The organism is Aquimarina rhabdastrellae, assembly GCA_947387485.1.
Taxonomy (GTDB): domain Bacteria; phylum Bacteroidota; class Bacteroidia; order Flavobacteriales; family Flavobacteriaceae; genus Aquimarina.
Genome location: CANDNT010000002.1, coordinates 175,041 through 197,082, shown reverse-complemented (window position 1 = coordinate 197,082; position 22,042 = coordinate 175,041). Strand labels below are relative to the sequence as shown.

Here is a 22,042-nt window from a genome sequence, read left to right as displayed (position 1 = left end):
GGGCATTTTTATACCATTTATAACACAACAACACAATAGTTTACAATGAGCGATGCATTAAAACATGAGTGCGGTATAGCACTTGTTAGACTTTTAAAGCCATTAGAATATTATAAAGAAAAATACGGAAGTGCATTTTATGGCGTAAATAAAATGTACTTGATGATGGAAAAACAGCACAATCGAGGTCAAGATGGAGCAGGTCTAGCAAGTATAAAACTAGATATGAAACCTGGACAACGATACATAAGTAGAGTACGCTCAAGTGAACAACATCCTATTCAAGATATTTTTGGACAAGTTAATGAACGAATCAACAAGGCATTAATAGAGAATCCAGAATATAGAGACGATGTTCAATTACAAAAAGAAAACATACCTTATATAGGAGAAGTATTATTAGGACATGTACGCTATGGAACTTTTGGAAAGAATAGTGTAGAAAATGTACATCCTTTCTTAAGACAAAACAACTGGATGCATCGTAACCTAATCGTTGCAGGTAATTTTAATATGACTAATAACCATGAGTTATTTGCAAACTTGGTTAAAATAGGTCAGCACCCAAAAGATAATGTCGATACCATCACTGTGATGGAAAAAATAGGTCATTTTTTAGATTCTGAAGTAGCTAAGCTATATAAAAAACTTAAAAAAGAAGGCTTTAATAAAATCGATGCTTCGCCACAAATTGTAGAACGTTTAAACATTTGCAAAATACTTAAAAAGTCTACAAAGAAATGGGATGGAGGATATGCAATGGCAGGAATGTTAGGACATGGTGATGCTTTTGTATTACGTGACCCAGCAGGAATAAGACCAGCATATTACTACCAAGATGATGAGGTGGTTGTTGTAGCATCAGAGCGCCCAGTTATACAAACAGTATTTAATGTAGCCTTTGATGATGTAGTAGAATTAGATCCTGGTAAAGCGATTATTATTAAGAAAAACGGAAAGATTTCTATAGATCAAATTATTGAACCACTTGAACGAAAAGCATGTTCTTTTGAACGTATTTATTTTTCTAGAGGAAGTGATGCCGAAATTTATAAAGAGCGAAAGGATTTAGGAAAACTAGTAATGCCTCAAGTATTAAAGGAAATAGATTATGATACAGTAAAAACTGTTTTTTCATATATTCCTAATACAGCAGAAACATCTTTTATCGGAATGGTTGAAGCTGCTCAAGATGAATTGAATAAGCAGAAGAATGAAACCATTCTTAAAGAAAGAGAAACACTTACAGATGAACGTTTATCAGAGATTTTAGCATACAAACTGCGCACTGATAAGATCGCTATAAAAGATGCTAAACTAAGAACTTTTATTACAGAAGATAGTAGTAGAGATGATTTAGTTGCTCATGTGTATGATGTAACATATGGTGTAGTAAGACCAGAAGATAATCTAGTTATTATAGATGATAGTATTGTAAGAGGAACTACCCTCAAGAAGAGTATCATTAAAATGCTTGATCGATTAAATCCTAAAAAAATCGTGATAGTATCCTCTGCACCACAGATTAGATATCCAGATTGTTATGGTATAGATATGGCAAGATTAGAAGGATTGATAGCTTTTAAAGCCGCGCTTGAATTATTAAAAGAGAATGGGAATTACGACTTGGTAGAACAAGTTTATGAAAAGTGTAAAGCCCAAGAATCTTTACAAGATAACGAGGTGGTAAATTATGTGAAAGAAATTTATGATGGATTTGAGCCACAAGAAATAAGTGATAAAATAGCAGAATTATTAAGTGATAAATCGGTAAAAGCCGAAGTAAAAATTATTTATCAAACTGTAGATAATTTACATAAAGCTTGCCCTAAGAATTTAGGAGATTGGTATTTTACAGGTAATTACCCAACAGATGGAGGTAATAGAGTTGTAAATAAAGCTTTTATCAATTTTTATGAAGGTAAAGATGAACGCGCTTATTAGAACTAAATAACACCGTTAAAAAAAAGTTAATTTGTGTAGTTCAACAATTATTTAGGTTGTTTATCTAAAAATTTTTAAATCTACCTATTATCATCATATATTAGCTTCGCCATAGCATAAGTAGGTTAAGTTCATGGTAGATTTGGGGCAAAAAAGGGTGGACTATCCACCTTTTTTTATTTTATATACTTTCCATTTTTAGAAAATCAAAAGAAAAATATAAGCGCGATTATTTTATAGAAATAATTAAGTTATATCTAGATATAGAAAGAGGTGTTATCTAATCGATAACACCTCTTTTATTTTGTATGATAAAGAATCTAGTGACTATTTATTTTTTGCAAAACGTGTAGCTACTTCTTCCCAGTTAATTACGTTAAAGAAAGCCGAAACGTAATCAGGTCTACGGTTTTGATAGTTTAAGTAATAAGCATGCTCCCATACATCAAGACCTATGATAGGAGTACCACCACATCCTATTTCTGGCATTAATGGATTATCTTGATTAGGTGTAGCACAGATTTCTAGTTTTCCACCATCATGAACACATAACCAAGCCCATCCAGAACCAAATTGAGTTGCAGCAGCTTGTGAAAATTCATTTTTAAAAGCTTCAAAAGACCCAAAAGTACTATCGATAGCTTGTGCTAATTCTCCTGTTGGTTTTCCACCTCCATTAGGAGATAAAATTTCCCAAAATAGACAGTGATTGTAGAATCCACCACCATTATTTCTCACTGCAGTATTAGAAGTATCTAAGTTTGTAAGAATATTTTCGATTGTTTTTCCTGCTAAATCAGTTCCTTCAATTGCAGCATTAAGTTTTGCCGTATATCCTGCGTGGTGCTTACCATGGTGAATTTCCATAGTACGTGCATCAATATGTGGTTCTAGCGCGTCAAAAGCGTAGTTTAGTTTTGGTAATTCAAAAGACATATTATACTTATGTATTTAGTTAATAAAAATATGACCTCAAATTTAGGAATTAGAGTGGGGAATTAAAATTTTTATATGTTATAAATTGATTAAAATGAAGTAAATCAAATATATATCGGGATAAAAAGCTATTACTAATGATATTACAGAGATGAAAACAAAAGCGATTTAGTATTTTAGTAAAAAATATAATTATTGGAATCACAACATTCATTTACGGTTTATAATGCGGCAGCAGGAGCAGGAAAGACCTATACGCTTGTAAAAGAATACTTAATACAACTTCTTAACACAAAGAGAGAAGATAATTATAAAAATATTCTAGCAATTACATTTACCAATAAAGCTGTAGGTGAAATGAAAACTAGAATTCTAGAAACACTTCAAGGTATTAGCGAGCCAGAAATATCTGAGAAATATAAGACTATATGGAAAGATATTTATGAAGAAATAGGAGGGGTAGAAAAAGATCTAAAAGAAAAGGCTGCTAGAATTTTAAAAAAGATTTTACATAATTATGCAACTTTTGATGTAGTTACAATTGATACTTTTACACATAGAGTTATTAGAACCTTTGCTCACGATCTTGAAATTCCGATGAATTTTGAGATAGAAATGGATACAGATTTCTTGCTACAAGAAGCTGTTGATTCTTTAATAAACAAAGCTGGAGTAGAAGAAGCATTAACTCAAATCATAATTGCTTTTGCTTTTTATAAATTAGAAGAAGATAAAAGCTGGGATATTACTTTAGAATTAAATAAGATAGCTAAATTATTACTCAGTGAAAATGATAGAAATTATATAGCACGATTAACATCAAAAACTCCAAAAGATTTTGAAAACCTTAAAAAGAAGTTAGTTAACGAGACAGAAAATTTACAGTTGAAGACTATAGCATCTTCAAAAAAAATATTAGAAAAATTTGATCAGCAAGGATTAGAAAAATCAGATTTTACGAGAGGATCGATACCAACTCATTTTTTGAAACTGTCTCAAGGAGAAATATTAACAGATTATACAGCCGCCTGGAAACAAGAGATAACAACAGCATCTTTTTATAGTGCTAAGTTAGATGCGAGTAAAAAAGAAAGAATAGATGCTCTTAGATTAGAAATAGAAAATGTTTTTTTAGAAACTAAGGAGGCAATGCAAACTATAGGGTTTTATAAAAATATATTAAAGAACCTTACACCATTATCTGTTCTTAATGCGATTCATAAAGAAGTAGAGCAGATTAAGAAAGAGCAACATATTTTATTGATTTCAGAGTTTAATGCTATAATAAGTAATGCTATAAAAGATCAGCCAGCTCCTTTTATATATGAACGATTAGGAGAACGATATAAATCTTATTTTATTGATGAATTTCAAGATACTTCTGTATTGCAATGGCATAATTTAATACCATTAATAGATAGTGCTTTATCAGGAGAAAATTTAGAAGGAGAAACAGGTAGTCTGGTTATAGTTGGCGATGCAAAACAAGCAATTTATAGATGGAGAGGTGGAAAAGCAGAACAATTTATTTCGTTGTCTAACGATGAAAATCCATTTTCAATACAAGATAAAAAGGTATTGAATTTACCAACCAATTATAGAAGCTATTCAGAGATAATTAAGTTTAATAATGAATTCTTCACATACCTCTCTAAAGAATTTTCAGATACTTCACATCAAGAATTATATTTAGAAGGAAATAGGCAAGAAACAAATGCTAAAAAAGGAGGATATGTTAATATTTCATTCATTGAAGCAAAAAATGCAGTTGAAGAAGACGAAGCTTATGCTCAGCGAACGTATGAAATTGTGGAAGCATTATTAGAAAAAGGATATAGACTTAATGAGATATGTATACTTACACGAAGGCAAAAAGAAGGGATTGCTATTGCAAACTATTTAACAACAAAAGAGATCGATATTGTCTCGTCAGAAACCTTATTAATTAATAATTCGCATGAAGTAAGATGTATTATTAATATTTTAAAATTAGCAATGCATCCCAACGATTTGTTGTTAAGAGTAGAGGTGTTGTATTATTTAGCAAATAAATTTGATATAGCAGATCATGCGCAGTTTTTGGCTGATCAGACCCAAGCAACAATTGAAGAATTTGAGCACTATTTATCCGAATTAGGAATTGAATTTGAATTTAAATTTAATCAGTTGTTTATATTACCATTATACGAAAGTGTAGAGTATATCATAAGAAGTTTTAAGCTTCATGAACAGGTATCAGCATATATTCAGTTCTTTTTGGACATTGTATATGATTTTACTCAAAAGAATATAGAGGGAATCATAGGATTTTTATCATACTGGGAACAACGAAAAGACAGATTGAGTATCGTAGCACCAAAAGGTAGAGATGCTATTCAAATTATGACAATACATAAATCCAAAGGGTTGGAGTTTCCTTGTGTAATTTATCCATATGCCAATGTTGATATTTATAGAGAACTAGAACCCAAAGTTTGGATACCAGTAGATGAAGAAGATTATGAAGGTTTTGGAGAAGTGTTTGTAAATTATAATAAAACAATTGCAGATATAGGAATTGTAGGTGAACGATTAGTACAATATAGGGAGTCACAATTAGAATTAGATGCGATTAATATATTATATGTAGCACTTACTAGAGCAGAAGAACAATTATATATTGTAAGCAAATTAGATTTAAGTGCAAAAGGCATAGCAAATAAAAATAAATTCTCTGGAAAACTTATCAATTACCTTAGTGCTATAGAACAATGGAATAGGGAACAATTAGAATATAGTTTTGGTGAAGAGAAAAGAAGCAGTGAACTACAAAAGATCAAGGATACAGAGGATGCATTAGAATTGAATAAGATGATTAATACCTCTAAAGAAGCTCATAATATAAGTATAGTTACTAATCAAGGAAAATTATGGGATACAAATCAACAAGATGCAGCAGAAAGAGGTGTTTTGTTACATGATATTTTGGCAAAAATAAAAACAGAAAAAGATATAAAACCTATTGTAGAAGAAGCTTATCAAACAGGAATTATCAACGAAAAGCAAAAAGAAGAATTAAAAGAAAGTCTATTTTATATTATTACAAGCGATGAATTAAAAAAATATTTTGACAATGAATTAACTATTTTAAACGAAAGAGATATTTTTTCAAATGGAGAGATTTACAGACCAGATAGGGTAGTTATCAATCAATATAATAAAGCAGTTGTAATAGATTATAAAACAGGTTTATATGAGACTGGGCATGAAGAACAGGTATATGATTATGGAGTCCTACTAGAAAAATTAGGATATAGTATTGATAAACGAATATTGGTTTATATCAACGAAAAAATGGAAATAAAATACGTTTAAAATAAAGAGAATTATATAATTACTAGAAAAAATATATAGATAAAAGGTATTTTTATCTTATAATTGTACCGTAAATATTTATAGTATAAATTATTAATAAAGATTATTGTCATTCCTTATAAGCATTATGGATTATACGTAATGGCTGTGAGGTATGATATACACTGGGCTATTAAGAAAAATTTAGTAGTTTTGTCTTTGTTAATAAATTTTAACATATTACATTTGCTTTAATTAACACTTAAAAAATTAAATTATTGAATATGAAACATCTTAGCAGATTTTTATTGGCTTCGCTGTTTGTACTTGGTTTTAGTACAGCGAATGCGCAAGACGAAAACAACCCTTGGGCTGTATCTATTGGCGTAAATGCTGTAGATTTTTACCCTACTGGAGGTGACGACGGTTTCCAAGGAGAAATTTTTTCAGAATACTTTAATGTAAACGATCACTGGAACATTTTACCATCAGTTTCTAGATTAGCAGTAGGAAGATACATTGGAGATGGTTTCTCATTCACTGTAGCAGGTACTGTTAATAAAATTGAAAAATTAGGAGATGTAGCTGCAAATGATTTAGCATACTACGGATTAGATGGGAATATCAAATATAGCTTTAAAGATCTTTTAAAGACTAGCTGGTTTGATCCTTACTTAGGTGTAGGTGGAGGATATACTTGGTTAGACGATGAAGGAGCTGGTAACTTAAATGGATTAGTTGGAGCAAACTTTTGGTTAACTGAGAATTTAGCATTCAATATACAATCTGCTTATAAGCATGTTTTTGAAGATAACATTCCTGAGCACTTCCAACATTCTGCTGGAATTACTTTCGTATTTGGAGGTAAAGATACTGACGGTGACGGAGTATATGACAAAGAAGATGAGTGTCCTGAAGTACCAGGTTTAGTTGAATTTAACGGATGTCCTGATTCTGACGGTGATGGTATCATCGATAGTAAAGATGAGTGTCCTGAAGTTCCTGGAACTGCTGAATTTAACGGATGTGCTGATTCTGATGCAGATGGTATTCCTGATCCTAAAGATGAGTGTCCTACAGTTGCAGGTATCGCTTCTTTAAATGGATGTCCTGATGCAGATGGTGATGGACTTACTGATGCTAAAGATGGTTGTCCTAACGAATTTGGACCAGCTGCTAATAACGGATGTCCTTACCAAGATAGAGATGAAGATGGAGTATTAGATAAAGATGATAAATGTCCAGATGTAGCAGGAACTAAAGCTAACAATGGATGTCCTGAGCCAACTAAAGAAGAGCAAGATCAGTTAAACGCTTACGCTAAAACTATCTTATTTGCTTCAGGTAAATCTACTATCAAAACTCAATCTGAGTCAGTATTAAAAGATATCGTTGAGATCTTAAAGAAATACCCAACTTCTAAATTTACTGTAGAAGGACATACTGATAGTGCAGGTAGTAACAAGTTAAATCAAAGACTATCTGATTCTAGAGCTAACGCTGTTAAGAACTTCTTAGTTGAAAACGGAATTGATCAATTCAGATTATCAGCTGTTGGTTACGGAGAAGATAAGCCAATCGCTTCTAACAAGACAAGAGCTGGAAGAAAAGAAAACAGACGTGTAGAAATAAACTTAGTTAAAGAATAATTTATTTCTTCATAAATAATATAAGAACGCCTCGATTATATCGAGGCGTTTTTTATTTTTAGAAAATGAAAAGTTTTCTAAGAGAAGTCATAGAATATGCCGATAGACAAGAGGAACAAAAAATAAGTGACCTTATTTTTATCTTACCTAGTAAGAGAGCTGGCCTTTTTTTAAAAAAAGAACTAGCAAATTATTATAAAAAACAAACACTCTTTGCTCCCAATATAATAAGCATTGAAGATTTTATAGCAGAATTATCAGATTTACAATTAATAGATAATACAGAAACTCTATTTGAGTTTTACGAAGCTTATTTAGGAGTTAATATGTCTCAACCTAAAGAAGATTTTGAAACGTTTAGCAGTTGGGCTCAGACATTAATTTATGATTTTAATGAAATTGACAGGTACTGTATTGACCACCATTCTTTCTTTAGTTACTTATCAAGTATCCAAGATATAAACCATTGGTATGTACAAAAAGAAAAGACGGCATTAATTGAGAATTATATCATTTTTTGGAATAATTTATATTTATATTATCAAGCTTTTTCAGAGAAATTAATTCAGAAAAAGGCTGGATATCAAGGATTATTATATAGAGAAGCTGCAAATAAAGTTGAAGAATATGCTTCAAATAGTACTCAAAAACATTTTTTTGTAGGGTTTAATGCCCTAAATAATGCTGAACAACAAATTTTTCAAGTTTTATTAGAAAAAGAAAAAGCAGAAGTATTTTGGGATGTCGATAAGATATTTATAGAAGATAAAAATCATGATGCATCATTATTTGTAAGAGATTATTTAAAGCACTGGAATCATTATAAAAAACAACCATTTAAACCTACAGAAACTCAATTTGCTTTAGCAAAAAAAATAGATATTATTGGAGTACCAAAAAATATAGGACAAGCTAAATATGTAGGAGAAATTTTAACCTTAGTTCCAAAAGATAAGTTAGAAAATACAGCGGTAGTACTCGCAGATGAAAAACTGCTCTTACCTATGTTAAACTCATTTCCTAAATCGGTAGATGCAGTAAACATTACAATGGGATTATCATTAAAAGATGTTCCTATGGCAGCTTTTTTTGAACTTCTTTTTAAGTTACACAAACTACCTAATGAACAAGGGATTTATTACAAGGCAATTTTAGAAGTTTTAAATACACAAATAGCTACAAGAATCCTTGGAGAGTTAGCACAGTATATTGCTAATGAAATAACCAAGGATAATTTAATTTACATATCAGCAGCTCATCTTTTCAGTTTTACAAAAAATAAGCAAGAGTTAAATCGATTAAAACTTTTGTTTGAATCATGGAGTAATGCAACTATAGCTTTAGAGCGATGTCATAAAATTGTTTATGTTTTAAAAGAATGTTTAGATAAAGAAAAACATGTTTTAGAATTAGAATATGCCTTTAGATTTCATACAGTTTTTAATAATTTAGAGAGACTTAATACTAAGTTTAAATATATTGAATCCTTAAGTTCTTTATATCGATTGTATCAAGAAATAATAACGGTAGATACGTTAGATTTTAAAGGAGAACCATTAAGAGGATTACAATTAATGGGAATGTTAGAATCAAGATGTTTAGATTTTGAAACTGTAATTATAACCTCGGTAAATGAAGGAATATTGCCAGCAGGAAAAAGCGCAAATTCATTTATTCCGTATGATTTGAAAAGAACATATAAGTTGCCTACCTATAAAGAAAAGGATGCTATTTATACGTATCATTTTTACCATTTATTACAAAGAGCTAAACAAGTATACTTATTATATAATACAGAAGCAGAAGGAGTAAGTGCAGGAGAAAAGAGTCGATTTTTATTACAATTAGAAATTAATAAGCAAGCTCAACATGAGATAAGCCATAAGGTGGTAGCAACACCTGTACCTAGAATACAAAAAACGTCAATTACCATTCAAAAAAACGATCAGGTATTAGAAAAACTTCGAAGTTTGATGAGTTATGGTTTATCGCCTTCGGCAATTACCAGCTATATTAGAAATCCTATTGAATTTTATTATAGATATATTTTAGGAATTAAAGAAAGTGAAGTTGTAGAAGAAACTATTGCAGCAAACACAATGGGAACCGTGATACATAATACATTAGAAAACTTTTATAAACCATTTGTAGGCAAAAATCTAGAATTGGTTGATATAAAGAAAATGTATAAGCAAATTGATAAGGAAGTAACACAACAATTCAAAGAAGAATATTCTTCTTTAGACATAAAGCAAGGAAAAAACCTGTTGATATATGAAGTATCAAAACGATATGTATATAATTTTTTAAAATTAGAAGAAGATAGTTTAAAACAGGGAAAAACATTGAGAATTGTCGCGATAGAAAGTGATTTAAAAGCTCAAATTGATATTCCAGAATTGCCATTTCCTGTATATATCAAAGGAAAAGTTGATAGAATAGATGAATTAGATGGACAGTTGAGAATTATTGATTATAAAACTGGTAAGGTGATGCAAGGAGATGTAGAAGTTGTCGATTGGGATGTCATTACTACAGATTATAAATACAGTAAGATTATTCAAGTGTTAGCATACTCGTATATGCAATACAAAGAAAAAGCGTTTGAAATGCCAGCAGAAGCAGGAATCATTTCGTTTAAGAATCTCAAAGGAGGTTTTTTAAAGTTTGGTACAAAAGCTTCAAAAATGGCTCGTAAAAAAGATAATGCTATTACGACTGAAGTATTAGAAGAATATTTAAAAGTACTCAAAGCATTAATTATTGAAATCTACGATCATAATCAACCTTTTATAGAAAAAGAAGTATGATAACTATAAAGAAGAATATAGCAGTTACAGGAAAATATGAAAAACCTATAGTGACAGATGTTTTTTATAAAGAGAACAAAAAAAATAAGCCAGTAGTAATTTTTTGTCATGGATATAAAGGTTTTAAAGATTGGGGTGCATGGGATATAGTGGCTAAGCATTTTGCAGCTTCAGATTTTTTCTTTATAAAGTTTAATTTTTCACACAATGGAGGAACGCTTGAGCAACCTATAGACTTTCCAGACCTAGAGGCATTTGGTAATAATAATTATATAAAAGAATTAGATGACCTTCAATCAATTATTGATTGGAGTATTTCTAATGAAGAATTTCATGAAGAACTAAACCATAATGAAATTATTTTAATAGGACATTCTAGAGGAGGAGGGATTGTAAGTTTAAAAGCTGCAGAAGAACATAAAGTAACACAAGTGATAAGTTGGGCAGGAGTATCAGATTATGCATCGAGATTTCCTATAGGAGAAGCTTTTCAACAATGGAAAAAAGAAGGTGTGATGTATATCAAGAACGGAAGAACATTACAAGATATGCCACATTATTTTCAGTTTTATACAAATTTTATTGAAAATAAAGAACGATTAACAATTGCTAGAGCAATACAACAATTATTAAAACCACATTTAATTATTCATGGAGTAGAGGATACAGTAGTACAGTTAGAAGAAGCAAAAAGATTACATAAATGGAATCCTAAGAGTAAATTAGAATTTATTTCTAATGGAGATCACGTTTTTGGAGCAAAACATCCATGGAATAAAGTAGAATTACCGCAGGAATTAGAAGAAGTTATTTTTAAAACTATAAAATTTAGCATTATAAATATGAATAAAGAAAGCTAAATATTTAATTTATAGTATTTAATAGCATTTTGTTTAATTGGGTTTTTACTCCATTCTTCCCATTGATTAGTATAAGGGTTGTACCCACATTTTAAAGGCTTCGAAAAAATATCAGTAGGATTTTCTATGAAAGCTCTACAATCAGTACAAATATTTCTAAATTCACAATCTTTACAAACATCAATTTTGTTTTTATTTATGCGCCAATTTTTTTTTATGGTACTATTAGTTAATATATCGTACATAGAAGATTGGCGGATATTACCATAACTATCTTTCATAGAAGGACAGTTTTTTATATAGCCATTGACATCAACTGAGATTTTTTTATTTAAACATGTATTATGTTTTTGAGATTCAGAAAATACTTTTGTATCAATACAAAAATATTTTTGATTAATGACCCCGCAATAATTGTTGTTTATAATTGTTTTTGTAGAAAAATTGAAAAAATCATCATTTGAATTAAATGGAGCAGAATGAAATTTAATTTTTCCTATTAGAGGATTCTCTAATATTATTTTTTTTAGAATAACAATATCATTTTCATTTTTAGGATAGTTTAGAATAAAATCGATATTCCTAAAATATCCTTTTGACGAATGATGTATAATGTCTTTTATTATATCAACATTAAGGTATGAATATGATCGTATTTCAAGAAAAACACATCTTAAATCGATAAGTTGATCAATTACATTTTTAATATCATAATCAGAATTTTTATCCAGATCAATTATTGCATTGTTAATAATTTCAGGAGATTGAAAATCTAAATTTAATAAAGGGAAAACACTAGGTGATTTACAATAAAAGCCGATACCTTCATCAATGAAATAATTAATATAATCCATTAAGATTTGTTGACTATTTTTATCAAACTCTGATATTAACGTATTTAAAGGTGTAGTTCTTAATTGAACTAGAGTGTCATGCAATTCGTTAGGTAGAAAATGAATCTGTTGTTTCTGTAAATCGGTAATAGTACTTCTATTAGCACCTTTTGTTAAAATACAATTTGAAAAAAGTATGAAGTGTTTTTTCATAAATTAAAATATTTTAGAAACCGGCTTAGGTGATGTAAATGCATAAGTCTTTTTTGAATTATACTTTTTTATAGAGATAAATCTATTAGATCTTATATTATTTAAGTTTTTATCTATGCTATCTTCTTTTGTATTATGATTGATTTCAGCTAATTGATATACGAGAGGAAGTTCGTTTAAACCAGATTTGATTATTTTTTTCATAGTTAATTATGGATTCATTAAATCTAAAGCAATTTTTCGTTCTAAATAATAATTACAAGACTCAGAAATCATTCCAAATTGTCCAATAGGGTTAATTTCTAAAAAATATAATTGATCATCTTTACCATAAATAAAATCTAAAGAAGCTGTATTTAAATTTAATTTGTTCATTAAAACTTTAATTTTTTCTTCTACTTCGTAAGGTAATTGATAAGGCACTTTTCTTAAATCATTAGGATCTCTCTTTCTATAATCAATTTCATTTCCTGAAGTAATAATTGCCATTGAATATATATTACTATTTAATACAAAAGCTCTTATTTCATATTCTTTTTCAATAAATTTCTGAATAAAAGATTCAGGAAATGTTGAAGGAATTTTATTAAGATGATGATTTGTAATTTCAATTGTATAGAACAATACAGAATATTCAGTATCTATTAGCATTTCTGTATTAGCTATACTTTTGGTAATTATACGTTGATTATTTTTTTTGAATTCTACTAGCCTTTTTTTATTGTTTACTAATGTATAATTAGGAATATTAAATCCTATCGTTTCAGCTATATCTAATACTATTAATTTATTAATATATACATTCTTTGGATGAGATAACCAATAAGAACTTCTTAGTTTATGAAAAAAAAAATCAGATTTAGCTTTTTGATTATATAATAAATTGTTTTTTAATATAGATGTACTTTTTATAGAGTTTAATTCTATTTTAAAATTTTTAGAATTATCCCATCTCCTATACCAAACACTTTTATAGTCATCAAAATCTTTTAATATATCAAGTCTTTGATCGCTATTAATTTTAACATAACTAATATTAAAATGGAGTAGCCAATCAATTACTTGTTCTGTAGAAATTTCAAATTCACTTTGACTTAAAATTAATATCATAAATAAAAACAGTCTAATTTTTAAATTAGACTGTTAAGTTTTGTTAATGATTTAAGGTAAATTAAAATTTTATAATCTCAGGATCTCCCTTTTCATCATAATAAGAAGCAACAACCCAATTTCCTGGTGTACTTGTTCCTCCAGGTTTAGCATATTCTAAGATATAGCTATGCCAACCACCTTTAATCTTTTCACAAGTTTTTAAATCTAATTTATTAGCTTTAAATTCAGATAATGTTTTCATAATTAATGAATGTTATAAATTATACATGTCAAATATATGTGCTAATGTTAAAATTTTCAAATTTAATTGAATATTTAACATTATATTTTTTACATTGCAATCGTGAAAAACAAGAGACATATCATAGCATCTTTTTTACTGATCATATTTAGTATGCTTCAGTTTGCAGATCTGCATGCTTTTGAGCATGATGCAACAGATGTTGATTGTCATATATGTCAGATGGTTTCGAGTGAGGATGTTAATGATGGTTTTATACCTTCTATTGTTTTAGATATCCCAGAACCAATCTTGTTACCAATAGATACTACTATCTTATCAAAAGATATAGAGAAGGTAACGGCAATTACACTACTTACACATAACAATAAAGCTCCACCTAGAGCTTAATTATATTTTATCTTTTATATAAAAGATTAATCTTTAATACAATAGTATATAATCCTATATACTATTATGACCTTATTATTTAATTTTTTTCAGAGCAATGAAGAAGCATTTATATGTTGTAATGTTTCTTTTAGCAGGTATATCAATGTTTTCACAAGATTGTAATCTTGTATTAACAGGTAGAGTAATAGACTTTCATGATGGTGTGCCTCTAAAAGGGGCAGAGATTTCGTTTAATAATCAAAAAATAATCACAAACGAAAAAGGAGAATATCGAATAGAAAATTTGTGTAATGTAGCTTATGCCTTTACGGTGGCACATAAAGAATGTAATACACAAGTTGTAACAGTAGATATGGGTGAGAAATCAAAATACGATTTCTATTTAGAACATCATTATACAGACTTAGAAGAAGTTGATATAATAGATAGTTCAAAAAAAACACTAACTAATAGTCAAACAGAAGGAAAATTAAATAAAGAACAATTAGAAGAATATAGTAATTTATCTCTTGGAGATGCTTTAAAAGAAATTTCAGGAGTAAGTAGCCTTAATACAGGAAATACAATTGTAAAACCAGTTATTCAAGGATTACACAGCAGTAGAATTGTAATTATGAATAATGGTGTACGTCAAGAAGATCAAGAGTGGGGAGAAGAACATGCACCTAATATAGATCTTAACGCTTTTGATGAGTTAAGAGTAATCAAAGGAGCAGGAGCATTACAATATGGAGGAGATGCGATAGGAGGTATTGTAATAGGAGAGAATAAACTAACTACGTTACGTGATACAATTTTTGGAAAAGTTCAAGTATCTGCAAGTAGTAATGGTAGAGGCGGTAGTACTAATGGTGTTTTAAATATTGGATTTAAAAATAATTGGAGTACTAAAATACAAGGAACACTTAAACATTATGGAGATAGTGAAGCGCCAGAATATGTTTTGAGTAATACTGGTATACGAGAACAAAGTTTTTCTATAGCAACAGGCTATAACACTTTTGAATATGGAATAGAAGGATACTATAGTCTATATAATGCAAAACAAGGTATTTTAAGAGCTTCTCATATAGGTAATAGATCAGATCTTTTTAGAGCAATAGAAAGTGATGAACCATTAATTATTAATTCGTTTGCATATGATATAAATGCACCTAGGCAGGAAACACAACATCACCTAGCTAAACTTAAATATTATCAACGTTTTAAAAATGCAGGTAAACTTGTATTGCAATATGCATTTCAATATAACAATCGAAAAGAATTTGATATAAGAAGAGGAGATGATAGAAATAAAGCAAGTCTAGATTTAGAATTATTTACACATACACTTGAAGGTTCTTTTGTTTTTGATGCTAAAGATACTTTTAAAAAAACAATAGGAATTCAAGCGAGTACACAAGAAAATGTACCTAATCCAGATACAGGAGTAAGACGATTAATTCCAGATTATCTTAAAAACGAATTAGGAGCTTTTGCAACTTTCGATTTTGAGATTAATGACAAATTAAGAGCGGATGCTGGAATACGATATGATTACACCTTGATAGATGCAGATAAATTTTATGAAAAAGATTTTTGGGATGAGAGAGGATACAATACTGATTTCCCAGATTTAATCATAGGAGAAGAAGGAAATCAATGGTTGACGAATCCAAAGTTTGACTATCATGCAATTTCTGGAGCATTAGGTATTAATTATGAAATAGGAAATAAACAGTGGTTAACCTCTAATATTTCTTATGCAAATAGAGCACCTAACCCGGCCGAATTATTTAGTGATGGATTACATCACAGCGCAGCAATAATAGAGCTAGGAGATTTAAGAATTGAACAAGAAAAAGCTTTAAAGTGGGGAGCTAGTTATCAACACAATAATTTCATATTTAATAATGCAAAGATGACAATTGCTCCGCATGCAAGTTGGATTAAAGATTTTATAGTATTAGAACCAATAGGTTTTGAAGAAACAACAAGAGGTGCATTTCCTGTTTGGGAATACAAACAAACAAATGCAACTTTATATGGGGTAGATATAGATTACCATGTGCCAATTACAAATAAATGGAATATAGAAACAGGTTTTTCTTATATATATGGTCAAGATGAAGAAAGAGAGCGTCCTTTAATTCATATGCCTTCTCCTAACTTTAGTACAACATTTAGTTATGAAGAAGATAAATGGAATGTAAGATTAGTAAATACAACGACATTAAAACAAACTAGATATCCAGATAATAATTTTACAGAAAGCTTCTTAGAAAATGGAGTATTGGTAGATAGAATAGTAGATATATCAACACCACCAGATGGATATACAGTATTTGATCTTCATGGAGCGTATAAATTATCACTTTGGAACCCAGAAGACTTTACTATAGGTCTAAGTATTACAAATCTTTTTGACACTCAATATAGAGATTACCTCAATAGACAACGTTATTATGCTGATAACGTAGGTCGAAATTTTACAATTAATTTAAAACTTAAACTTTAAAAGCAATGAAAACAATTAGTAAATTTTTAGCTATTTCAGTAATGACAATGTTCATTTCATGTTCTAGTGATGATGATGCGCCACAAGTGATTAATGAAGAAGAAGTAATAACTACAGTACGATTGTTAGTTACAGAAGACGGTACGACTAATACGCAAACTGTGACTTGGAAAGAAGGAGTGAATGGGGCAAATAATTTACCTAATGTTACTTTAGAAGAATCAAAAACATATAGTGTTAAAGTACAATTCTTAAATGAAAGTGATCCTAATGATGTAGAAGATATTACTGAAGAGGTGATAGAAGAAAGAGACGAACATTATGTTTTCTTTGACAATAGTGCAGTAAATGGTGTCACAATAGCTAGTGGAAATGAAGATTCTATAGATAGTAACAATATTGGTATAAATATTGATACAGATTGGACTGTGACAGCTGGATCAACAGGAAGAAATTTAAGAGTATATTTGATTCATGAACCAACACAAAAAACAGGAAGCACAAGAGCTGATTTTGGTGGAGAAACAGATGTAGAAGTTGATTTTAATGTTACCATCCAGTAAGAAAATTAGCCTTATGGCTATGTGATATTATAGTATTGTTAAATGATAATAAAATGTACTAAAATTATTCAAAACAGTGCTATATTCACATTCAAAAGAGATAAAAACATATAACAATAAAATTGAAACATTCATAATTATGTATAAGTTGAGTTTGTGTTAACATAAATTAAAGTTTCAATTAGACCCTCAGGAGTAGTTAACCTGAGGGTTGTTTTTTTATACAATTTTGAAGTAGAAAATCGGGGGTTTTTACGCTAGTGAAGACGATGAATTATCACGAAATTTGAGAGTAAAACTAATTAACTCCTAATGTCATGAAAAATCAAACCCAATTACTCAAATTAAGTTGTATTATATTTTTAGTGCTAAATGTATTTACAGCATGTAAAAAAGAACAAAAAGTCAAAGAAACTCCAGAAGTAGAAAAAGCAGAAGAAGTGGCTACTTCATATGTGAAAACTAAGGAATGTACATGTGAGAGCGACTGGTTTCCGCATACACAAACACCAGCTCCAGAAGAAGGCGTAGGGAGTCCTTTTGATAGCCCTACAACAACCAATTGTATTTTTCATCAATGGTCGTGGCAAAAGTTTTTATGGTTAACAAAACCGCAAAGTAATTACCTACCGTTATTTTTAAACGAACTTACTCAAGTAAATAGCAATATGATACCTGTTACACCTGTTGCAGGCGTAAATGTGGTATTAGAAGATACTGCTCAAGCAGGATCAAGCGGTATTTTAAAAACAAATCCAGCATATAATAGTGCTAAAAACACAGCAGCAACAGTATATTATTCTATACATATAAGTGATACTTTAAAAAATGCAGCAGCAAAATTTAAAACAGGTTTAAATAATGGAACCATTCCTCAATCTAATCTAGAGACTTTTCCAGTGGGTTCATTAGAACTTAAAGTATCTTGGGTAACCGTAGATGCTATTCCAGCAGATAAACAAGCAAACTATTATAAAACTAAAGCAACTATAGATGGTAAAGCAGCAACCGTAGCATTATTAGGAATGCATGTAGTAGGTGTAGTGATCAATCACCCAGAGTTTATTTGGGCGACATTTGAACATAATGATTTAGCACCAAACTACGATTGGCCAACTAATCAAGCTAATTCAACAACAGAACAATTATTATATACCAAAGGAACTACTACTGGGTTAGATGGTATTACATGGACAGGAAGTCAAGCTAAATTACCAGCAAAAGCATATGATTTATTTCAATATGGAGTACCCGTAAATCCTGATGGTAGTTATATGACAACAAGTCAAAGTGAGCCAAAGAATTTTGATAATATTCGAGATTTAAATAAATGCGTACAAGCAAGACTTACAGATGTATTTCAGAATTATTTTTACAATGGATCTATATGGATGGATACCGATGGAAAAACACCTACACAACAAGCACAGTTATTAGTAAACACAGGGGGCGATTTAAGCAAAGCTACTCCAGGATCTGTAGCTAGAGGATCATTAAATGCGGCAAATGTAACAATGGAAACCTATACACAGACATTTGAGAGTACAATGGAGAGTATTAATGTAGATACATTAGCCAATTGTTTTTCATGCCATAACGCAGTTAGTTTTAGTGCAGAAAGACCAACATCACCATTGTATATAAGTCATATTTTTGATGGGTATTTACAAACTTCTCAAGGAAAAACAGAAGCAGAGATTGATCAACTTAAAGATCAATTGCATGAGTATTTAAACGTAAAGAAATAATCAAGAAATAAAAAGAATATAAAAGAGCCTTCAAAATTTATTTTTGAAGGCTCTTTAAATTTTATTCTGCGATTCCTTTTCCTTTTAGGACAAGTAACGGAATTCTACTTTCAAAATCTACTTTCTTAATGGTATTATCTTCCCATAACTTAGCAAAGAAACCACGTTTACGTCTAAATACACAAAGCATATCAGGATTATTTTCTTTAAGATGTTCTAATACACCATGAAAAACAGTTGCATTTTCGGTTGATTTGTACAATGAAGTGATTTCACCTAATTCTTTACCAAACTGTGTGTCTTCAGGTAGAAAACTAGCAGTTTTAACTTGTAATAGACGCATCTCTGCACCAAAAGCTTTTAGTATTTTTTTAATAGGATTCAAAGAATTTGGTTTACGTATAGCTCCAGACTTTACAGCCATTAATACACGTTGAATAGGTTTAAACTCATAGTTATCTGGAATGACTAATACAGGGAAATTCATTTTTTTAACGATATTTCCTGAAATCTCTCCTAAGAAATAAGGATCCTTAATATCTTCATGTTGAGGACTCAATGCAATAAGGTCTATAGACATTTTTAAACTAAACGTAGATATAGCGTCTAATAAATCTCCTTCTAATGGATGCGAAATAATAGTAACACCTTTTCTATCAAGACCTTCAAACTCTTGTTCGATAGTGTTAATAGATATTTCTCGTAAAACTTTATTAACGTCAGGTAAACTTCCTGCTCTGGGTAATTCTTTAAAAATACGCACTGCATATATGGTAGCGCCTAGTGCTTTGGCAAAATCAATAGCATATTGTAATTGCGAAGTACTAATAGCTTTATCACTTGATCCTAATGGGACTAGAATGTTTTTCATGGAATAGCTAAAGTTATTTTTTTATCAAAATTGTTTTTAAATTGAAACTAACTTAGATTTAAATCAAAAACCATCATCAAATCAAGTTAATAAGTGTTAATTATCTAAAGACCTTACAAGATAGATGTAAAAAATATAAAGATAAGCTCTAAATTTACACTTTAATTTGAAAAAGCCGTAATTAATCTATGATTCGATTGGCAAAAAAAGAGGAAATTGATACAATTTTATCTTTAACCCAAGCCTGTGCTCAGCACATGATAGCTCAAAATATATATCAATGGAATGATACATATCCTTCTAGAACAGCCTTTGAAAAAGATGTTGAGCGAAGAGAACTATATGTATATATCCTTGAAGATAAAATTATTGGTACTATTGTAGTTAGTGATGATATGGATGAAGAATACAAACCCATTTCATGGAAAACACCTAATACAAACAATATCTACATTCATAGATTGGCGGTACACCCATCATATCAAGGAAAAGGTATAGCACAAGCTATGATGACTTTTGCAGAAAATTATGCTCAAAAAGAAGGATATATTTCAGTGCGATTAGATACCTTTAGCCAGAATAAAAGGAATCAAAAGTTTTATATCCGAAGAGGATATGTACAATTGGGAAATATTTATTTTCCTAAACAAAGCGAAGCTCCTTTTTACTGTTATGAATTAGTATTGTGAGTACAAATATTTCTTTTAAAAGTATCAATAAATTAGCTATTCCAGCAATAATAGCGGGTATAGCAGAACCAGTATTATCATCTACAGATGCAGCTATAGTAGGTAATATACCAGAAGAAGGAACAACAGCATTGGCAGCGGTAGGAGTGGTAGGATCTTTTTTATCCATGTTGATATGGGTTTTAGGGCAGACCCGTAGTGCTATTTCTTCTATTGTAGCACAATATTTAGGAGCAGGAAAAGTTGAAGAGATTAAAAGTTTACCCATACAGGTAATTTTTCTTAATGTGATATTTAGCATAGTAGTATTATTGTCAACGTATTTTTTTACAACAGAAATCTTTAATTTTTTTAATGCAACTGGAGATGTCCTAGCGTATAGTATCCGTTATTACGAAATCAGAGTATGGGGATTTCCGTTAACCCTTTTTACGTTTGCAATTTTTGGAATCTTTAGAGGATTGCAAAATACATTCTGGCCAATGATTGTAGCAACTATAGGAGCAATAGTAAATATTGTTTTAGATGTTGTTTTGGTATATGGGATTACAGATATACTTCCTGCAATGGGGATAGATGGGGCAGCTTATGCCAGTTTAACTTCACAATTAATAATGGCCATATTAGCTTTAATATTAGTATTGAAGAAAACTAAAATTAGTTTTAATCTAGGTCGAAAAATTCATCCAGAAATTAAGAGGCTAGTATTAATGAGTTTTAATCTTATTATACGTACAATAGCGTTAAATATAGCATTGATTGTAGCGGTAAGAGAAGCAACGGCTATAGGTAAAGAATTTATAGCAGCACATGCTATAGCAATAAATATATGGTTTTTTACCGCCTTCTTTTTAGATGGCTATGGAGCAGCAGGAAATGCACTTAGTGGAAGACTACTTGGTAATAAAGATTATAAAGGATTATGGTTATTATCAAAACGTATTACAAAATACAATCTTATAGTAAGCGGAATATTAATTCTTATAGGACTGATTACATATAAGCAAATAGGACTGATCTTTAATAAAGATGAAACGGTTTTGAATATATTTTATACCATGTTTTATTTGGTATTAATTAGTCAACCTCTTAATGCAATAGCATTTAGTTATGATGCTATGTTTAAGGGATTGGGAGAAATGAAAGCGTTGCGTAATGTACTGTTAATTGCAACATTTCTAGGGTTTTTACCTATGGTATACATAGCTAAATATTTTGAATTAAAATTATTCGGGATATGGATAGCTATACTGCTATGGTTGTTTATAAGAGGAGTATTACTCATTTTAAAATTCAGAAAAAAGTATTATCCACTAGTAATGCAAGAAGCATGAATCTTTCAAAAATAG

General features: G+C 29.9%; 17 protein-coding genes. 11 read left to right on the top strand and 6 right to left on the bottom strand.

What is annotated here, in order from left to right; genetic code table 11:
- Positions 1–45: 45 nt before the first annotated feature.
- Positions 46–1,944 carry an amidophosphoribosyltransferase gene (locus ACYEKI_RS05500; RefSeq protein WP_459210169.1) on the top strand — a complete coding sequence of 633 codons (1,899 nt, stop codon included), beginning with the start codon at positions 46–48 and terminating at the stop codon, positions 1,942–1,944.
- 327 nt (positions 1,945–2,271) lie between these two features.
- Here the strand turns inward: ACYEKI_RS05500 and ACYEKI_RS05495 are convergent, their stop codons facing one another.
- A complete protein-coding gene (locus tag ACYEKI_RS05495; RefSeq protein WP_459210168.1) occupies positions 2,272–2,880 on the bottom strand; it encodes a superoxide dismutase in 609 nt (202 codons plus the stop codon).
- 195 nt (positions 2,881–3,075) lie between these two features.
- Between ACYEKI_RS05495 and ACYEKI_RS05490 the strand changes: the two genes are divergently transcribed.
- The 4 genes from ACYEKI_RS05490 (at position 3,076) to ACYEKI_RS05475 (ending at position 11,532) form a co-directional block, all read left to right on the top strand.
- A complete protein-coding gene (locus tag ACYEKI_RS05490) occupies positions 3,076–6,234 on the top strand; it encodes a UvrD-helicase domain-containing protein (RefSeq protein WP_459210167.1) in 3,159 nt (1,052 codons plus the stop codon).
- A 263-nt stretch (positions 6,235–6,497) separates the two neighbouring features.
- Complete coding sequence (locus ACYEKI_RS05485; protein ID WP_459210166.1) at positions 6,498–7,862, top strand: OmpA family protein; 1,365 nt, start codon at positions 6,498–6,500, stop codon at positions 7,860–7,862.
- Between the two features lie 65 nt (positions 7,863–7,927).
- On the top strand, positions 7,928–10,672 hold the full coding sequence (locus ACYEKI_RS05480) for a PD-(D/E)XK nuclease family protein (protein ID WP_459210165.1): 2,745 nt from the start codon (positions 7,928–7,930) through the stop codon (positions 10,670–10,672).
- Positions 10,669–11,532: an alpha/beta hydrolase family protein gene (locus ACYEKI_RS05475; protein ID WP_459210164.1), complete on the top strand. Its 864-nt coding sequence runs from the start codon at positions 10,669–10,671 to the stop codon at positions 11,530–11,532. The genes ACYEKI_RS05480 and ACYEKI_RS05475 overlap by 4 nt, the downstream gene beginning before the upstream one ends.
- Here ACYEKI_RS05475 and gwsS read toward each other — a convergent pair.
- The 4 genes from gwsS to ACYEKI_RS05455 form a co-directional block, all read right to left on the bottom strand.
- Positions 11,529–12,578 carry a grasp-with-spasm system SPASM domain peptide maturase gene (gwsS, locus tag ACYEKI_RS05470; RefSeq protein WP_459210163.1) on the bottom strand — a complete coding sequence of 350 codons (1,050 nt, stop codon included), beginning with the start codon at positions 12,576–12,578 and terminating at the stop codon, positions 11,529–11,531. The genes ACYEKI_RS05475 and gwsS overlap by 4 nt on opposite strands.
- A gap of 3 nt (positions 12,579–12,581) precedes the next feature.
- Positions 12,582–12,782: a hypothetical protein gene (locus tag ACYEKI_RS05465; protein ID WP_459210162.1), complete on the bottom strand. Its 201-nt coding sequence runs from the start codon at positions 12,780–12,782 to the stop codon at positions 12,582–12,584.
- A 6-nt stretch (positions 12,783–12,788) separates the two neighbouring features.
- Entirely contained in the window at positions 12,789–13,688 is a 900-nt protein-coding gene (locus ACYEKI_RS05460) for an ATP-grasp domain-containing protein (RefSeq protein WP_459210161.1), read from the bottom strand.
- 61 nt (positions 13,689–13,749) lie between these two features.
- Entirely contained in the window at positions 13,750–13,932 is a 183-nt protein-coding gene (locus ACYEKI_RS05455) for a hypothetical protein (RefSeq protein WP_459210160.1), read from the bottom strand.
- 102 nt (positions 13,933–14,034) lie between these two features.
- On the opposite strand from ACYEKI_RS05455, the gene ACYEKI_RS05450 reads away from it, so the two are divergent.
- The 4 genes from ACYEKI_RS05450 (at position 14,035) to ACYEKI_RS05435 (ending at position 19,133) form a co-directional block, all read left to right on the top strand.
- Positions 14,035–14,322, top strand: a complete 288-nt coding sequence (locus tag ACYEKI_RS05450; protein WP_459210159.1) for a hypothetical protein — start codon at positions 14,035–14,037, stop codon at positions 14,320–14,322.
- A 97-nt stretch (positions 14,323–14,419) separates the two neighbouring features.
- A complete protein-coding gene (locus ACYEKI_RS05445; protein ID WP_459210158.1) occupies positions 14,420–16,822 on the top strand; it encodes a TonB-dependent receptor in 2,403 nt (800 codons plus the stop codon).
- 5 nt (positions 16,823–16,827) lie between these two features.
- A complete protein-coding gene (locus ACYEKI_RS05440) occupies positions 16,828–17,385 on the top strand; it encodes a type 1 periplasmic binding fold superfamily protein (RefSeq protein ID WP_459210157.1) in 558 nt (185 codons plus the stop codon).
- 317 nt (positions 17,386–17,702) lie between these two features.
- Positions 17,703–19,133 carry a hypothetical protein gene (locus ACYEKI_RS05435; protein WP_459210156.1) on the top strand — a complete coding sequence of 477 codons (1,431 nt, stop codon included), beginning with the start codon at positions 17,703–17,705 and terminating at the stop codon, positions 19,131–19,133.
- Positions 19,134–19,194: 61 nt separating this feature from the next.
- On the opposite strand, the gene ACYEKI_RS05430 is transcribed toward ACYEKI_RS05435, so the two are convergent.
- Positions 19,195–20,004, bottom strand: coding sequence for a universal stress protein (locus ACYEKI_RS05430; RefSeq protein WP_459210155.1), 810 nt, complete (start codon positions 20,002–20,004; stop codon positions 19,195–19,197).
- Between the two features lie 188 nt (positions 20,005–20,192).
- Here ACYEKI_RS05430 and ACYEKI_RS05425 point away from each other — a divergent pair, with 188 nt between their 5' ends.
- Together ACYEKI_RS05425 and ACYEKI_RS05420 are read left to right on the top strand one after the other, a co-directional pair.
- A complete protein-coding gene (locus ACYEKI_RS05425; RefSeq protein ID WP_459210154.1) occupies positions 20,193–20,693 on the top strand; it encodes a GNAT family N-acetyltransferase in 501 nt (166 codons plus the stop codon).
- Positions 20,690–22,027: an MATE family efflux transporter gene (locus tag ACYEKI_RS05420; protein WP_459210153.1), complete on the top strand. Its 1,338-nt coding sequence runs from the start codon at positions 20,690–20,692 to the stop codon at positions 22,025–22,027. Before ACYEKI_RS05425 ends, ACYEKI_RS05420 begins: the two co-directional genes overlap by 4 nt.
- Positions 22,028–22,042: the final 15 nt, after the last annotated feature.

What these genes read in the sequence shown, in the direction of transcription:
- ACYEKI_RS05500 (WP_459210169.1), top strand. Translation starts at nt 46, where the DNA reads ATGAGCGATGCATTAAAACATGAGTGCGGTATAGCACTTGTTAGACTT.
- ACYEKI_RS05495 (WP_459210168.1), bottom strand. Translation starts at nt 2,880, where the DNA reads ATGTCTTTTGAATTACCAAAACTAAACTACGCTTTTGACGCGCTAGAA.
- ACYEKI_RS05485 (WP_459210166.1), top strand. Translation starts at nt 6,498, where the DNA reads ATGAAACATCTTAGCAGATTTTTATTGGCTTCGCTGTTTGTACTTGGT.
- ACYEKI_RS05480 (WP_459210165.1), top strand. Translation starts at nt 7,928, where the DNA reads ATGAAAAGTTTTCTAAGAGAAGTCATAGAATATGCCGATAGACAAGAG.
- ACYEKI_RS05475 (WP_459210164.1), top strand. Translation starts at nt 10,669, where the DNA reads ATGATAACTATAAAGAAGAATATAGCAGTTACAGGAAAATATGAAAAA.
- gwsS (WP_459210163.1), bottom strand. Translation starts at nt 12,578, where the DNA reads ATGAAAAAACACTTCATACTTTTTTCAAATTGTATTTTAACAAAAGGT.
- ACYEKI_RS05465 (WP_459210162.1), bottom strand. Translation starts at nt 12,782, where the DNA reads ATGAAAAAAATAATCAAATCTGGTTTAAACGAACTTCCTCTCGTATAT.
- ACYEKI_RS05460 (WP_459210161.1), bottom strand. Translation starts at nt 13,688, where the DNA reads ATGATATTAATTTTAAGTCAAAGTGAATTTGAAATTTCTACAGAACAA.
- ACYEKI_RS05455 (WP_459210160.1), bottom strand. Translation starts at nt 13,932, where the DNA reads ATGAAAACATTATCTGAATTTAAAGCTAATAAATTAGATTTAAAAACT.
- ACYEKI_RS05445 (WP_459210158.1), top strand. Translation starts at nt 14,420, where the DNA reads ATGAAGAAGCATTTATATGTTGTAATGTTTCTTTTAGCAGGTATATCA.
- ACYEKI_RS05440 (WP_459210157.1), top strand. Translation starts at nt 16,828, where the DNA reads ATGAAAACAATTAGTAAATTTTTAGCTATTTCAGTAATGACAATGTTC.
- ACYEKI_RS05435 (WP_459210156.1), top strand. Translation starts at nt 17,703, where the DNA reads ATGAAAAATCAAACCCAATTACTCAAATTAAGTTGTATTATATTTTTA.
- ACYEKI_RS05430 (WP_459210155.1), bottom strand. Translation starts at nt 20,004, where the DNA reads ATGAAAAACATTCTAGTCCCATTAGGATCAAGTGATAAAGCTATTAGT.
- ACYEKI_RS05425 (WP_459210154.1), top strand. Translation starts at nt 20,193, where the DNA reads ATGATTCGATTGGCAAAAAAAGAGGAAATTGATACAATTTTATCTTTA.